Genomic DNA, 13,330 nt, shown 5'->3' with positions numbered 1-13,330 from the left:
CACCGAACACAGGTAAGCGGTAAGCAGACGGCGTTATTGACGTGACTGGGGGTTCGTCGGTTCGTCGAGGCGGTAGAGGTCGGAGCGAAGCGGGTTGCTGGCGTAGAGCGTCTTCCACACGCGCGGCGCGAGCTGCTCGACCAACGACGCAGGATGCTGGCCTACATGCTGCAACACGTCGACCAGATAGTCGTAGGGATCGATGTCATGCAGGCGACAGGTCACCAGCAGACTCTGGACGATGGCTGCATAGAAGACGATCTGATTGTGCGCCATCACGACTTGGACGCCGGTTGGCGCGCACGCCGGGGCACCGAGCTTCTGAAGTACGGTGTCAGCGCGGATGAAGCCTTTCGCTTCGGGCTTCCATGCGGCGGAACTCTGGAATTGCTGCTTGAATACACCCCATGCCTGGAAGCGCTCTCTCAACTGTGCGCGCTTCTGGATCGAGGCCGTCTGATGAGGCGACGGGTGCTGCTCGGAACAGGCGAGGTAACACTCTCGCCTGCAGAAACACCCACCAGCCTGGAAATCGATGAGACGGCCATGGCGGCGATCTTCGGCCCCAGCTACTCCATGCACAGAACTGCGTCTTTACGCCTCTTCTCAGGAAAACGAGCCTTGATGGCTTCCACAACATCCTCTGGGCCACGCATCGAGTGCTTATTCTTGTGAGTGCGGTTGAAATCGGCATTGGGCGTCTCGCGAGATCGATAGTTGTGCGAAAGAGAGGCACCAATACTTCCAAAGCTTTTAAGTTTTGCTGCTCGTAAAATTGCGTACCCCACCATGGCAAACTCCCAAAATTATCATTTATAGTGAATGTGTGCATGAAGGTGTACTTACTACACCTTCATTATCGAACTCTCGGGACGATTGCGCCCGGCCACGTACCGTGGCCCTCTTTGGCTCGCAGGCAACATCGAGCTTACACATCCCCGGAGCGGCCAGACTGGCTTGGGCATCCTCCCCAATGTCACGCGACCTAGCCGCTGCGCGCTCAGCGTACGTCGATGGGTTTTCGGACCAAAACAACAGGTCCGAGCCACGATAAAGAGTCTTGCGGCGCCATTCCCTTACAAGAGGCTGTGGGGCCGCGCCCTCGCTGCGCAGTTTGTCCCAAAATGCGCGGCTGACGCTGAACATCCCAATGAAGGCGCCTACTGGGTAAAGTCCTGCGGGATCGATACTTGAATTTCTCATTTTGCTTCCCCCACAACGCGCAGATCAGTCTGGCTCGGCCTGCACGTCTTAATGCAAATGTCCCATAGGTTATTGATTTCGCCATGCCCCCTTTGACATCCACCAACCTCGAGTGGCAAGCGCAACCGACGCGGGCCTACGCACCCCACTCTGATCTGCCGCTCGAGTACCCGCCGGAACCCTCGAGCCAGACCGCAGGCTCGCGATAATCTGGTCAATCCGACGGGCTTTTGTATTGAGATTGTGTTTATCATGCGAGGTCGCTGGTATCGAAATAGACATTACAAGTGTCAGCGAAAATCGTGATTATTTGAAGTGGCCGTCCACGTGACGTGTCTAGTTTTTCACCCTGTTTATCAAACGAAGGATTAAAAAAGAAAGTGACCTCGACGCCCTCATTGCGTTGGCAATGGCATCCCACGTGAAACGCTGCCCTCATATAGTTATAACGTGTGACCCGCGCGTATAAATGGTTTCCAGAGCTCCAGCATCGGTCTGAAATTTCGCCAAACGGATGAAGAGGTGGCATTATGGACAAACAGTGGTGTCACATAAAAGGCCAGGGGGCAAAGAAAAAAGCCACTCGAAGTGGGTAGTCACGCGTCGCCATTTTTTGCGTTCTTCATCAGCAACAAATACTGGCCTAGCGCCGTCCATGCAACTTTCATTTCAGCGATATAGGGATGCTGCATGTAATGCCGTCGCGTTTTGCTGCCTTCAAGCACGTGGTTTTGACAAAAATCGATCACGACCGGCGTAATACCCAGCGATTGCATCAGCGTTGCACCTGTGCGCCGCAGATCGTGACTCGTCCAGTTGCCGTTACTGCCTTTTGATAAGACCAAACTGTTATCCTGCTTCCTGTTTTGCTTTGCTTTTCCCGTCTTGCAAAACATCGCCTGCCGGTCGGTAATCTGTTTTGTAATCGCTTGTTCGTTGATGTGCCCTTTATCTCCACGCCGGGCCGGGATCAAATAGGGTGTATTACCGTTGATGAGGTGCAAGCGCTTGAAAAGGTCGAACGCAAAGTCGGATAAGGAAATGGTGATGCCCGTATGCACGTTGCCGCGCAATTTTTTCACGTGATCCCTCGGTACGTGCCATGTGCGCGCATCAAAATCGACATAGCGCCACTCTGCTTTCGACAACTCTCCGACCCGACATAACGTCGATAACATAATCCACACGGCCAACTCAGTATCCTCTTGAATCGGGCGCAGGTGCATATATTTCGTGCCTGCCGCCGCCTGTTCGTACCCATATCTGATCGTGTGCAGGATCGTGCCAAGCTCTGCTATCTCAACCTCGGACAGCTTGCGCGTGCGGATATTGTCATAGTCAATGTCGACGATCTGCTTAATGTCGATTAAATCAAGTGGGTTGCCGTCAATCAATAGCCTGCGCCAGGGTTGACGCCTCTCTGCCCACCGAAATGCGGCAGTCAGATTATCGCGAACGTGGACGGCAGTGCGGTTCATGCCACGTGCGACGAGCTCCTTCAAATGCCCACGCACCCGATCCTCGGTTAACAATTTGACCGGAATGGGGCCTAGGCCAACCTTGATGTATTTTTCATAACGCCAGGTGATTTCCTTGTTGCCGTCCCTGTGCCTCACACCGTCTTTTAACCATGCAAGCATGAGGCTATCAACCGTAAGCAAGGTTGCCGCTTCGGTGGCGGCCTGAGCCTCGCGCTCCGCCAGGGAAGCCCTTTCTTCCGCTAGATGACGTTGACCTTCTAGCGCTGCCGCTTGCGCTTCATCCAACGGGTCAAGACTCTGGCTGAGCAACAACCGATATCCGTCGCGCCGCACGCGGATGGTTTTCATCTTTTCAACCGGCCAAATGCCACACCCGATCTCACGGGTTTTTTTGAGCGTCGGGCTAAAGTACCTGTGTGTCCAACGGATTGACAGCGCGCCTTTCTTTGTGCCTGCCCGGCCCTTCAGGCCATCTTCCAGTAAGATTGCACCATGATCCACGTGCCGCAATTCCATTTCCGCGAACGTTCCACCGTTTTTAGGCGTGATCGCAGTACTTATTTTTTGCCCCACGTTTGCCCCACTAAAATTCGTGGATTTGAGTGTACGTCAAAAGCCGTGAACCGACACAAAATTCTTATATATATTTGATTTAATTGAATTCAACTACGCCAAAAGACATTGATAGACACTCGTTCCATGTCTTTGGGACCAGAGGGTCGAAGGTTCGAATCCTTTCGCCCCGACCACTATTCATGCGGCTTTGCAAGGTTTTTGCAAAGCCGCATTTTCTTTTCTGGGTAAGTTTTGGGCAAGATGGCACCCACGAGGGGTGCCGCTACAAAGACGTGCCCGTGAATAATGTAGCGGCACCCCTCGTGGGTGCCATCCACCTGATCAACACGCAGCAACGTCTGCGGAGTTCGTCACTTGTGCGGCGCTTACCACCTAATTAGGTGGGCTGCCGTCTCTAAACGCCTCTTTCAGTTGTTGCCGCAATTGCGGTGTATCGTTGTGACCGTGAACAGCGACCGCATGCTGCACTGCAACTTCCATGAGCTCTTTTTCATTGTCGGCCGATATGGCAACAGAGCATTTCGTGTCGCTTGGCACACTGCGACAGTCGATATATTTACGTGTCATGGCTGTGACTCCCGTTGATTAAACAGTTGAAACAACAAGACAGACTGTGAACAGGGCAAAAGCCCGATACTGCGTTGGTAATGCCATGCCGCAATCCTGCTTGGACCTAACGCGTTTTGGCGTATTACTTGGGCCGAATCTATCGGCGGCGAGCGACATCCCTATTTTTGAATTATGAGAAAAATTGTTCATCGCGACGTTGCGGCACGCAAGAATACCCTGCCGCTGCCGCCCTTGAATTATACGCCTTCGCGCCAACGGCAAAGCCAAAATGGCATCTACAAAAACTTACCTTTGTAAGTGGTAGCGGCACCCCTTGTGGGTGCCATAATCCGAACAATGGGTTGTCCATTTTTGCGGCAAAAACAGGCAGCAAAAGAGGTATCGCCCATTACCTATGCGATTACGCGTATGGATGGGGTGCCCAGTCAGCGGCGCCAATGTGTCGCATACCTAAAATTTTGCCTTCCATGACGGAGAACCATGATGAAACACAATCCTGTTGGCTGGTTTGAAATCTACGTGCAAGACCTCGATCGCGCAAAGAAATTTTACGAATCCGTTTTTCAACTCAAATTGGAAAAACTCGAGAGCCCGGAAATCGAACTCTGGGGATTTCCGATGGACATGGGCAGTAGCGGCGCTAGTGGAGCCTTGGTCAAAATGGATGGCGTCCCATCCGGCGGCAACAGTACCTTGGTTTATTTCCATTGCGAAGATTGTGCCGCCGAGGAAAGCCGTTTCAAAAAATTTGGAGGCGGCATTCACAAAAACAAAATGTCGATCGGCCAAGTACGGCTTTATCTCCCTGGTTCTAGACACCGAAGGAAACATGGTGGGTTTGCATTCAATGCAATAAACAATGGCGTTCGATGCAATAGACAATGGCAGCCACAAGGGCTGCCACTACATTATTGACAGGTACGTCTTTGTAGCGGCAGCCCTTGTGGCTGCCATCCGCCCAACAAATATATCTTTCCTACCTGTTCCCTAATGCTCTTTACGTGCCGGCCGTCAATGTTACATGCCCGACAAAGAATAAGAATCTGCCTTCCGTCCGAGGATTAAGGGTATTGATGAGTTGACACAACCCTGTAAGCACGTTCTCTTCATAACGTCATAGTCGTTGCACGTCAGACTTGAATCCACGTATGATTACTCCCCACTTGTAGTCCTCTCTCTTCGCCACCCATGTCGAAAATTAAAGTTATTGAATTTGAGCAGCCACACATGCTCTCGGGGCTGAGTACGATTGCCCAGGGATGGGCGCGCGTGCGCGACCCCGCGTCCACCGATCAGAAACAGGCTCTGAAGGCGCGCATCAGGCGACAGTTGGAACAACATCAGGCCGTGCTGGTGGCGCATTATTACGTCGACGCCGACATCCAGGACCTGGCGGAGGAAACAGGCGGCTGTGTGTCGGATTCGCTGGAAATGGCCCGTTTCGCACGCGACCATGCGGCCCAAACGCTGATAGTAGCCGGTGTGCGTTTCATGGGAGAAACCTCCAAAATCCTGAGCCCGCACAAGCGTGTCATCATGCCCGACCTAGAGGCGACATGCTCGCTCGATCTGGGTTGTGATGCGGCTGAATTTACCGCTTTTTGCGATGCGCACCCTGAACGCACGGTGGTGGTTTACGCCAACACCAGCGCCGCCGTCAAAGCCCGCGCAGACTGGATGGTGACCTCGTCCATTGGCCTGGACATCGTCGCTCATCTGCATGCACAGGGAAAAAAAATACTGTGGGCGCCAGACAAGCATCTGGGTACTTATATCCAAGAAAAAACAGGCGCCGATATGCTGCTGTGGCAGGGTTCGTGTCTAGTCCACGATGAATTCAAGGGACTGGAGCTGGAACTGCTGCGCCAAGAACATCCCGAGGCCAAGGTCTTGGTACACCCGGAATCGCCTGCGGCTGTGGTCGCACAGGCGGACGTGGTGGGTTCAACGTCGCAGCTTATCAGGGCGGCGCAAACGCTTGATGCAACCACATTCATTGTCGCCACCGATATGGGCTTGTTGCACAAGATGGGGCAGGCCGCGCCAGGCAAATACTTTATCGCCGCCCCGACCGCAGGCAACAGCGCTACGTGCAAGAGCTGCGCGCAGTGCCCGTGGATGGCCATGAACTCGCTACAGAGCCTGGCCGATGCGCTTGAATCCGGCGCCAACGAAATAACGATGGACGCGGACATCGGCCGTCGCGCGGTGGTCTGTATTGATCGTATGCTGGATTTCGCCGCCCAGCGCAAGGCCAATGTTCGGCCCGGCGCCGATCTGGCAAAAGAACAAGCCCTTTTTACAGGAATAGGCCCGGCATGAGTGCGTACATGACGAACTTGAACAATCCGTTCGCGCCTTTTGATGCGACGCTGCAAACGGCTTTCTTGGCTAACGTGGAAGCGGCGCTCGCCGAGGATGTGGGCAGCGGCGATGTTACGGGGCTTCTCGTACCGATCGATGACATGAAGACGGCTGAACTGACAGTTCGCGACGAGGCCGTGCTCTGCGGTGCGCCCTGGTTCGAATCCATCATGCTGCGCTGCGATCCACGCACCCGCATTGAATGGTGCTACGCGGAAGGTCAGCTCATGCGCGCGAATAGCCTGGTGTGCCGCATCCGGGCGCCGGCACGTGGCTTACTTACCGCTGAACGCAGCGCGCTGAACTTTCTGCAATTGCTGTCTGCCACAGCGACTGCGACACGGAGCTATGTGCATGTCGTCGAAGGCACTAAAGCCAAGATTCTGGATACGCGCAAAACCTTGCCCGGACTGAGGTTGGCGCAAAAATATGCGGTGCGCGTGGGCGGTGGCGCCAATCAGCGACTGGCCTTATACGATGGCGTGCTGATCAAGGAAAACCACATCGCCGCCGCCGGGGGCGTGGCCGCCGTCATGAAACTGGCACTGACGCTGCCACAAGGGGTGCCGGTTCAGATCGAGGTAGAAAACCTGGCCCAGCTCGAAGAAGCATTAGTGGCCGGGGCCACGTCGATATTGCTGGATAATTTTAGTCTGGATGCCATGCGTAAAGCCGTGAATATAACCGCTGACCGCGCCCTGCTGGAGGCTTCCGGCGGCATTAATAAAGAGACGGTACGCCATATTGCCGAAACCGGGGTAGATCGCATTTCTATCGGCAGCCTGACGAAAGACGTTCGCGCCGTTGATTTTTCCATGCGTGTTGTAGAGACGCCCTAATAGCTTACCGAAATCCGGCATTGGGAGTCAGCACGGTTGGCAACGCTTTGGGCAAGATGTAAGGGTAATCCTGACAGAAATGCAGGCCACGACTTTCTTTGCGCGACAGGGCGCTTTGCACGACGAGCGCCGCCACCTGAATTAAATTGCGACACTCCAGCATGTTGCTGCTGACTCGATAGCTTCGGTAATACGCTTCGATCTCTTCCTGCAATAAATGGATGCGATGCTGTGCGCGCGCCAAGCGCTTATCGGTACGCACAATGCCCACATAGTTCCACATCAAGCGGCGCACTTCGTCCCAGGCATGAGAAATCACCACAGCTTCATCGGCATCCGCCACCCGGCTATCATCCCAATCGGATACGGCTTCCTGCATTCGCATTTCTGTACGCGCGGCCTGACGCTTGATGAATTGCGCTGTGCTGCGGCCCATGACCAGGCATTCCAGCAAGGAGTTGCTCGCCAGCCGATTGGCGCCATGCAAGCCCGTACACGCGGCTTCTCCCACCGCGTACAGGCAAGGAATATCCGTGCAGCCCGCCAGATCGGTGACCACCCCCCCACACGTAAAATGCATCGCCGGTACAACGGGAATGGGCTCGCGAGTGATATCGATGCCGTAAGTCAGGCATCGTGCATAAATGGTGGGGAAATGCTCCTCGATAAATCCTGGTGAGCAATGGCTGATATCCAGGTCGACATGATTCAGGCCACGTTTTTTTATCTCGGCATCGATCGCCCGTGCGACCACATCGCGAGGCGCGAGTTCCAACCGCTCATCATAATGTTGCATGAACCTCTGGCCAGCGTCCGTCTCTGCCTTCGTCGGGATTTTTAAAAGACCACCTTCGCCACGCAGGGCTTCAGAAATCAGAAACGATTTGGCCGTCGGGTGATAAAGGCAGGTTGGATGAAACTGCATGAATTCCATATTGCTCACCCGGCATCCAGCGCGCCACGCCATCGCGATGCCATCGCCCGTCGCCGTATCCGGATTACTGGTGTGCAGATAGACTTTCCCCGCGCCGCCCGTGGCAAGCACCGTGTGATCGGCAAGAACGGTTTCGACTCTGTCGCTGACTTCGTCAAATACATACAGGCCAAGACATTGCAATGGATCTATTCGCCTGTCAGAGTCGGCGACATCTTTAACCCGGGTCTCAGCTTGCGTACGCCCGATTCTACGGGTAATGAGCTTTACCCCAGAGTGATTCTCCAACAACGTAATGTTGGGGTGTGCACGTACCTTTTGTTCGAGCGTGACTTGCACCACATGGCCGGTGGCATCCGCTGCGTGAATGATACGACGCTGGCTGTGTCCGCCTTCGCGTGTCAGATGAAAGCCCAATTCAGCCTTGGCATCGGGAGTAAAGGGCACGCCTTGCTCAATCAGCCAGTCAATGGCCGATTTGCCATTTTCAACGATATAGCGCACTACTGCCTCATCGCACAATCCCACGCCTGCCGTGAGCGTATCGGCGATGTGCGCCGCGTGACTATCGTGAGAGTCCAGCACTGCCGCAATACCTCCTTGCGCCCAGTTGCTGGCACCATCAAGCAATGCTCTCTTGGAAATAACGACTACTTTTTTATCACAGGCAAGGTGCAACGCCACCGTCAGGCCGGCCAAGCCACTTCCGATAATGGCCACATCAAATTTAATCATCTTTTCACGTCACTGCCCAAGGGGCGTTGCATTAGTCGGCCAGCCCGGCAAACTTGAAAAATTCAGATAACGGCCAACGATTGATACCCATTTTGCGCCAGGGTGAGATTCAGCGGAAAGCCTTGGAACCGTGCCCAGCAAAGGCGCTGCGATACGCGACGCAAGCGCATCGACGGTAGCCTCACTGTTGAGCATATGGCTGTCGACGGTATTGGCGACCCAGGCCGCTAGTTGCAACCCACGCGCGGCAATCGCTTCCACCGTCAATAATGTGTGGCTGATGCAGCCCAGACGCAACCCGACCACCAGTACGACCGGCAAGCCCAACTTCTGCGCCAGGTCAGCCGTATCGACAGCCTGATTCAGCGGCACCCGAAAGCCGCCAACGCCCTCGACCACCACGGCATCGGCACGCGCCGTAATCTGCGTGTAGCAAGCCAAGATATGCGGCAACTCTATCGTACGGCCTTCCCGTGCGGCGGCGATATGCGGTGCAGTGGGCTCGCGCAACACATAAGGGGTCGCCAGCGCTGTCGGCAGCACCACGCTGGCCTGCGCCGCCAACGCATCGGCATCATCGTTATGCCAGATGCCGTCGCGCAGCTCGGCGCCGGCCGAGACGGGTTTCATGCCGGCCGTGCGCAGGCCGGTTTGCGTCAGGGCATATAACAGGCTGCTCGCGATCAGCGTCTTGCCGATTTCAGTGTCGGTGCCGGCAACGAAATAAGCGCACTTCAGATTACGCATCAGCCATCACGCTTTCAAATACAGCGGTTGTGCGCTCCGCCAACAGGTCGCATTCCGCTTCGTCGAGAATATACGGGGGCATCAAATAAACGGTGCGGCCTATCGGGCGCAGCAGCAATTCGTTTTCGAGCGCCTTGATAAAGAAATGTCGCGAGAAGCGGGCCACTGCGGCCGGATCGTCTATGGCGGCATCAAATGCCCAGATCATGCCGCGTTGACGAAAATGGCGCACACGCGCATGATCCGCCAGCGAGAGCAACCCTGCCGTGATGCGCTGCGCGCGCACCTGATTTGCGTTCAAGACATCGTCTTGCTCAAAAATTTCCAGCGTGGCCAATGCCGCACGACAGGCCAGTGGATTACCGGTATACGAATGGGAATGCAGAAAGCCGCGGGTCGTGTCGGTATCGTAAAAAGCCTGGTAGATCGCATCCGTTGCCATGACCAGCGACAGGGGAAGATAACCGCCGCTGATACCCTTTGACAGACAGACGAGATCGGGCCAGACCGGTGCTCCGTCGGCGCCGATCGCAGCGGCTTGCTCAGATGCAAAAAAAGTTCCGGTACGCCCGCAGCCGACAGCGATTTCGTCAAAGATCAGGTGAATTTGGTAGCGATCGCATAAGGCTCGTACTTCCGACAGATAGACCGGATCATGCATCGCCATCCCCGTCGCGCATTGCACCAGGGGTTCGATGATGACCGCGGCGATATGCCCTGCACGTTGCTGCAACAATGACTCTAGTGCGCCGGCGGCGCGGCGCGCCACATCCGCGGCTGTTTCGCCGTCGCAGGCGGCACGTGCATCAGGCGACATGACGACATGGGCCGGCCGCAGCAACGGGCTGTACGCATCACGGAATAAAGCCACGTCGGTGACCGCCAGTGCGCCGATGGTTTCTCCGTGATAACTGCCTTTCAGGCAGACGAACTCTTGTTTGGCCGCATGACCGGCATTGCGCCACGCATGAAAGCTCATTTTTAGGGCGATTTCCACCGCCGACGCACCATCCGAGGCGTAGAAACAATGGCCCAATACATTCCCGGTGCGTGCGGCCAGGCATTCCGACAAACGGATCACCGGTTCGTGTGTAAACCCTGCCAGCATCGCGTGCTCAAGTGTGTCCAGCTGTTCCTTGAGCGCCGCGTTGATGCGCGGGTTGGCATGGCCGAACAAGTTGACCCACCACGAACTGATGGCATCCAGATAGCGTTTTCCCTCTGCGTCATAGAGCCAGGCGCCGCGACCATGGCTGACTGCAACGAGCGGGACCGTTTCGTGATGCTGCATCTGGGTACAGGGATGCCAGACGCTTTTCAGACTGCGCCGAACCATGTCCGATGGCCCTGCAAAGGGTACATCTTTTCTCAATGACAACTCCTCAAAATCGCCCTTTGGTTCGCAGGCCGCGGCTGTGGCAGGTTTTATCCGGCATGCTTTACCGCCAATGTCTTTAAGGCAGCGATCAAGCGGGCGACCTGTTCAGTCGTGTGTGCGGCCGATAACGATATCCGCAAGCGAGCCGTATTTTTGGGCACTGTCGGTGGCCGAATCGCGGGCACCCAAATACCGTGTTCGCGCAGCCCTTGCATCAAATCAAGCGCCAACTTATTGTCTTTAACGATAAGCGCCTGAATCGCCGTTTCCGACGGCAACAGGTGCCACGGTAAATCGGCCAGGCCCTCCTGCAACTGTTTGATCAACTTGCGCAGATGCCGCTGGCGCGCATCATCGGCCCGCAACAGCGCCAAGGTTGCCAGCAGGGCGCTGGCCAGCAAGGGCGGGCTGGCTGTCGTGAACACGTAGGTGCGAGCCCGTTGCATCAACCACTCGATCAGCGTCGCATCGCCCGCCACAAACGCACCGGCAACGCCTGCCGCCTTGCCAAGCGTACCCATATACAACACGCGCGGCGAGGCCAGGCCAAAATGGGCCAGGCTGCCCCTCCCCTGCGGGCCCAGCACCCCAAAACCGTGCGCATCGTCAAGCAACAGCCACGCATCGTACCGTTCGCAAAGAGCCACCAGTTCGGGCAACGGCGCGATATCGCCATCCATGCTGAACACGGCGTCGCTCAGGATCAGTTTGCGTGAGCTGGTATTTTTTGCCAGGCGCCGTTCCAGCTGCACCATATCGCCATGCGCATACACGCGAAACTCGGCCTTCGATAAACGTGCGCCGTCGATCAGGCACGCGTGATTGAGGCGGTCCGAAAACAGGGTGTCGCCAGGGCCAACCAAGGCCTGAATAACTCCCATATTGGCCATATACCCACTGGAAAAATGGAGCGCCCTGGGCATCCCGACAAATGCCGCCAAAGCCGCCTCCAGCTCTTCGACCACACGGCTGTGCCCGCTGATCAGCGCCGACGCCGACGCACCCACGCCAAAGCGATCCAGGCCATCACGGGCCGCGGCAATCAGCGCAGGATGATTTGCCAGGCCGAGATAATCGTTGCTGCAAAACGCCAGATACGATTCGCCATCAACATTCAGCAACGGCCCTTGCGGGCCATCGACGATGCGCCGGCGGCGCAGCAGGTTCTGTGCCTGCAATTGCTGCAGCTGACCGCCGATTTCGTCGATTAAATTACCCACGCAACATGCTCTTCTTGTGCTGCGGCTGCGCGTGTCGACGCGGATGTAAAGCGCAGCGGCAATGCGTTAAGGCTGCGATATACGGCGTTATGTCCCCACGATGGGGGTGCGTCCACCAATTGCAGACCAGGCAGGCGTTGCATGATACTGCGCAAGGCGATTTCCGCTTCCAGATATGTGAGCATCGCTCCAATGCAGACGTGCGGGCCATGGCCGAACGACAAATGAGCCCCTTGATTGCGACGAATATCGAGCTCATCCGGCATGCTGAATTTTGCCGGATCGCGATTGGCCGCACCAATCAGCGGAATGACGAGATCGCCTTTTTTCATCAGCCGTCCATGTAGTTCCACATCTACTTTAAGACGGCGGCCACTGTACTGGACGGGACTATCGAAACGCAGCAATTCTTTTAAAGCCAATGGCATCAACGCGGGATCTTGCTGCAACGCGCGCCATTGCGATGGATGTTGTAACAGCGCCAGCATGCCGTTACCCAGCAGATTGCGTGTGGTTTCATGGCCGGCAAACAGCAACGTGCAGCACTGAGCCAGCAATTCCTTGGTTGTAATAATGCCGCCGCTGACCTCGGCCCGTATCAGTTGGCTAATCAGATCGTCGCCAGGCTGCCGGCGCCGCCGCGGCAATAGGCTGCGGAAAAATTCGGCCATTGCGGCAAGGCCGATTTGTGCACGGCGGGCAATTTCCATATTCGGTGTGGGGCTGCCAATAAAGTCGGCAATGTCATCCGACCAGGCCACAAACTGCGCGCAATCCCTGCTATCTATACCTAGCATCTCTGCCATCACCAGCGCCGGCAGAGGCCGCGCAAAATCCCGCATGAAATCAAACGTAGCCAACGCGCCGTCGGCTGATGCCATCACATCACTCAGCAGGCAGTCAACGATGCGTTGAATCCGCGGTGCCAGCGATTGCAACGCCGCGGGCTTGAAGCCGGCATTCATGATCTGACGCAAGCGGGTGTGTCGGGGGGCGTCGACGAACAGCAACGAGCGCGAGAAAATCCGCTTGAACTCGCGCAACTCGACGAGCGCTTCGGGCCCGCTGCTATTGGCCCAGCCACCCGCGCGACGCACCGAAAAACGTGGATCGCGCAATACGCTGGCCACATCGGCGTATTGAGTCAGCAGCCAAGCTCCGCCGCAAAACTCTTCGCTCCAGTGCAGCGCCCCACCCGCACGTAACGCGTGATAGGTCGGATAGGGGTCGTTTAAAAACGCACTATTTATCATCAATCAATTTTTAATGATAACGACAGATGA

The 13,330-nt window shown here is 55.9% G+C and carries 11 protein-coding genes and 2 pseudogenes; 4 read left to right on the top strand and 9 right to left on the bottom strand.

The genetic code is table 11. The features are described from left to right. Positions 1 to 33 precede the first annotated feature (33 nt). A pseudogene (locus tag EDC26_RS05695) lies at positions 34 to 252 on the bottom strand (transposase domain-containing protein); the annotation flags it as partial. On the opposite strand from EDC26_RS05695, the gene EDC26_RS20085 reads away from it, so the two are divergent. Continuing rightward, positions 166 to 675 (top strand): XdhC family protein, encoded by a 510-nt coding sequence (locus tag EDC26_RS20085; RefSeq protein ID WP_165930912.1) that lies wholly within the window; start codon positions 166 to 168, stop codon positions 673 to 675. The pseudogene EDC26_RS05695 and the gene EDC26_RS20085 sit on opposite strands and share 87 nt — an antisense overlap. Here the strand turns inward: EDC26_RS20085 and EDC26_RS20550 are convergent. The 3 genes from EDC26_RS20550 to EDC26_RS05680 form a co-directional block, all read right to left on the bottom strand. Next, positions 570 to 791 (bottom strand): plasmid recombination protein, encoded by a 222-nt coding sequence (locus tag EDC26_RS20550; protein WP_207915069.1) that lies wholly within the window; start codon positions 789 to 791, stop codon positions 570 to 572. The two genes, EDC26_RS20085 and EDC26_RS20550, sit on opposite strands and share 106 nt — an antisense overlap. 1,008 nt (positions 792 to 1,799) lie before the next feature. After that, positions 1,800 to 3,185 carry a tyrosine-type recombinase/integrase gene (locus tag EDC26_RS05685; protein WP_165930923.1) on the bottom strand — a complete coding sequence of 462 codons (1,386 nt, stop codon included), beginning with the start codon at positions 3,183 to 3,185 and terminating at the stop codon, positions 1,800 to 1,802. A 447-nt stretch (positions 3,186 to 3,632) separates the two neighbouring features. Further along, positions 3,633 to 3,827, bottom strand: a complete 195-nt coding sequence (locus EDC26_RS05680; protein ID WP_132580357.1) for a DUF1059 domain-containing protein — start codon at positions 3,825 to 3,827, stop codon at positions 3,633 to 3,635. A gap of 486 nt (positions 3,828 to 4,313) precedes the next feature. Here EDC26_RS05680 and EDC26_RS05675 point away from each other — a divergent pair. From EDC26_RS05675 to nadC, 3 genes and pseudogenes are all read left to right on the top strand, one after another. Further along, positions 4,314 to 4,686: pseudogene (locus EDC26_RS05675) on the top strand (VOC family protein). A gap of 332 nt (positions 4,687 to 5,018) precedes the next feature. Next, entirely contained in the window at positions 5,019 to 6,152 is a 1,134-nt protein-coding gene (gene nadA, locus EDC26_RS05670; RefSeq protein ID WP_207915068.1) for a quinolinate synthase NadA, read from the top strand. Then, positions 6,149 to 7,033, top strand: a complete 885-nt coding sequence (gene nadC, locus EDC26_RS05665) for a carboxylating nicotinate-nucleotide diphosphorylase (protein WP_243700796.1) — start codon at positions 6,149 to 6,151, stop codon at positions 7,031 to 7,033. The genes nadA and nadC overlap by 4 nt, the downstream gene beginning before the upstream one ends. A gap of 4 nt (positions 7,034 to 7,037) precedes the next feature. Here nadC and nadB read toward each other — a convergent pair whose 3' ends face one another. The 5 genes from nadB to EDC26_RS05640 all read right to left on the bottom strand — a co-directional run bounded on the left by nadB (position 7,038) and on the right by EDC26_RS05640 (position 13,300). Further along, positions 7,038 to 8,699 (bottom strand): L-aspartate oxidase, encoded by a 1,662-nt coding sequence (nadB, locus tag EDC26_RS05660; RefSeq protein WP_132580769.1) that lies wholly within the window; start codon positions 8,697 to 8,699, stop codon positions 7,038 to 7,040. Between the two features lie 12 nt (positions 8,700 to 8,711). Then, positions 8,712 to 9,449, bottom strand: a complete 738-nt coding sequence (gene bioD / locus EDC26_RS05655; protein ID WP_132580353.1) for a dethiobiotin synthase — start codon at positions 9,447 to 9,449, stop codon at positions 8,712 to 8,714. Further along, positions 9,442 to 10,785, bottom strand: coding sequence for an adenosylmethionine--8-amino-7-oxononanoate transaminase (bioA, locus tag EDC26_RS05650; protein ID WP_132580766.1), 1,344 nt, complete (start codon positions 10,783 to 10,785; stop codon positions 9,442 to 9,444). Before bioA ends, bioD begins: the two co-directional genes overlap by 8 nt. Positions 10,786 to 10,874: 89 nt before the next feature. Then, positions 10,875 to 12,047: an 8-amino-7-oxononanoate synthase gene (bioF, locus tag EDC26_RS05645; protein ID WP_132580351.1), complete on the bottom strand. Its 1,173-nt coding sequence runs from the start codon at positions 12,045 to 12,047 to the stop codon at positions 10,875 to 10,877. Then, positions 12,035 to 13,300 carry a cytochrome P450 gene (locus EDC26_RS05640; RefSeq protein WP_132580349.1) on the bottom strand — a complete coding sequence of 422 codons (1,266 nt, stop codon included), beginning with the start codon at positions 13,298 to 13,300 and terminating at the stop codon, positions 12,035 to 12,037. The genes bioF and EDC26_RS05640 overlap by 13 nt, the downstream gene beginning before the upstream one ends. Positions 13,301 to 13,330 lie beyond the last annotated feature (30 nt).

The sequence above is a fragment of the Paralcaligenes ureilyticus genome (assembly GCF_004346225.1).
Taxonomy (GTDB): Bacteria; Pseudomonadota; Gammaproteobacteria; order Burkholderiales; family Burkholderiaceae_B; genus Paralcaligenes; species Paralcaligenes ureilyticus.
This window is presented reverse-complemented; position numbering and strand designations above follow the sequence as displayed.

What these genes read in the sequence shown, in the direction of transcription:
- EDC26_RS20085 (WP_165930912.1), top strand. Translation starts at nt 166, where the DNA reads ATGCTGCAACACGTCGACCAGATAGTCGTAGGGATCGATGTCATGCAG.
- EDC26_RS20550 (WP_207915069.1), bottom strand. Translation starts at nt 791, where the DNA reads ATGGTGGGGTACGCAATTTTACGAGCAGCAAAACTTAAAAGCTTTGGA.
- EDC26_RS05680 (WP_132580357.1), bottom strand. Translation starts at nt 3,827, where the DNA reads ATGACACGTAAATATATCGACTGTCGCAGTGTGCCAAGCGACACGAAA.
- nadA (WP_207915068.1), top strand. Translation starts at nt 5,019, where the DNA reads ATGTCGAAAATTAAAGTTATTGAATTTGAGCAGCCACACATGCTCTCG.
- nadC (WP_243700796.1), top strand. Translation starts at nt 6,149, where the DNA reads ATGAGTGCGTACATGACGAACTTGAACAATCCGTTCGCGCCTTTTGAT.
- bioD (WP_132580353.1), bottom strand. Translation starts at nt 9,449, where the DNA reads ATGCGTAATCTGAAGTGCGCTTATTTCGTTGCCGGCACCGACACTGAA.
- bioA (WP_132580766.1), bottom strand. Translation starts at nt 10,785, where the DNA reads ATGGTTCGGCGCAGTCTGAAAAGCGTCTGGCATCCCTGTACCCAGATG.
- EDC26_RS05640 (WP_132580349.1), bottom strand. Translation starts at nt 13,300, where the DNA reads ATGATAAATAGTGCGTTTTTAAACGACCCCTATCCGACCTATCACGCG.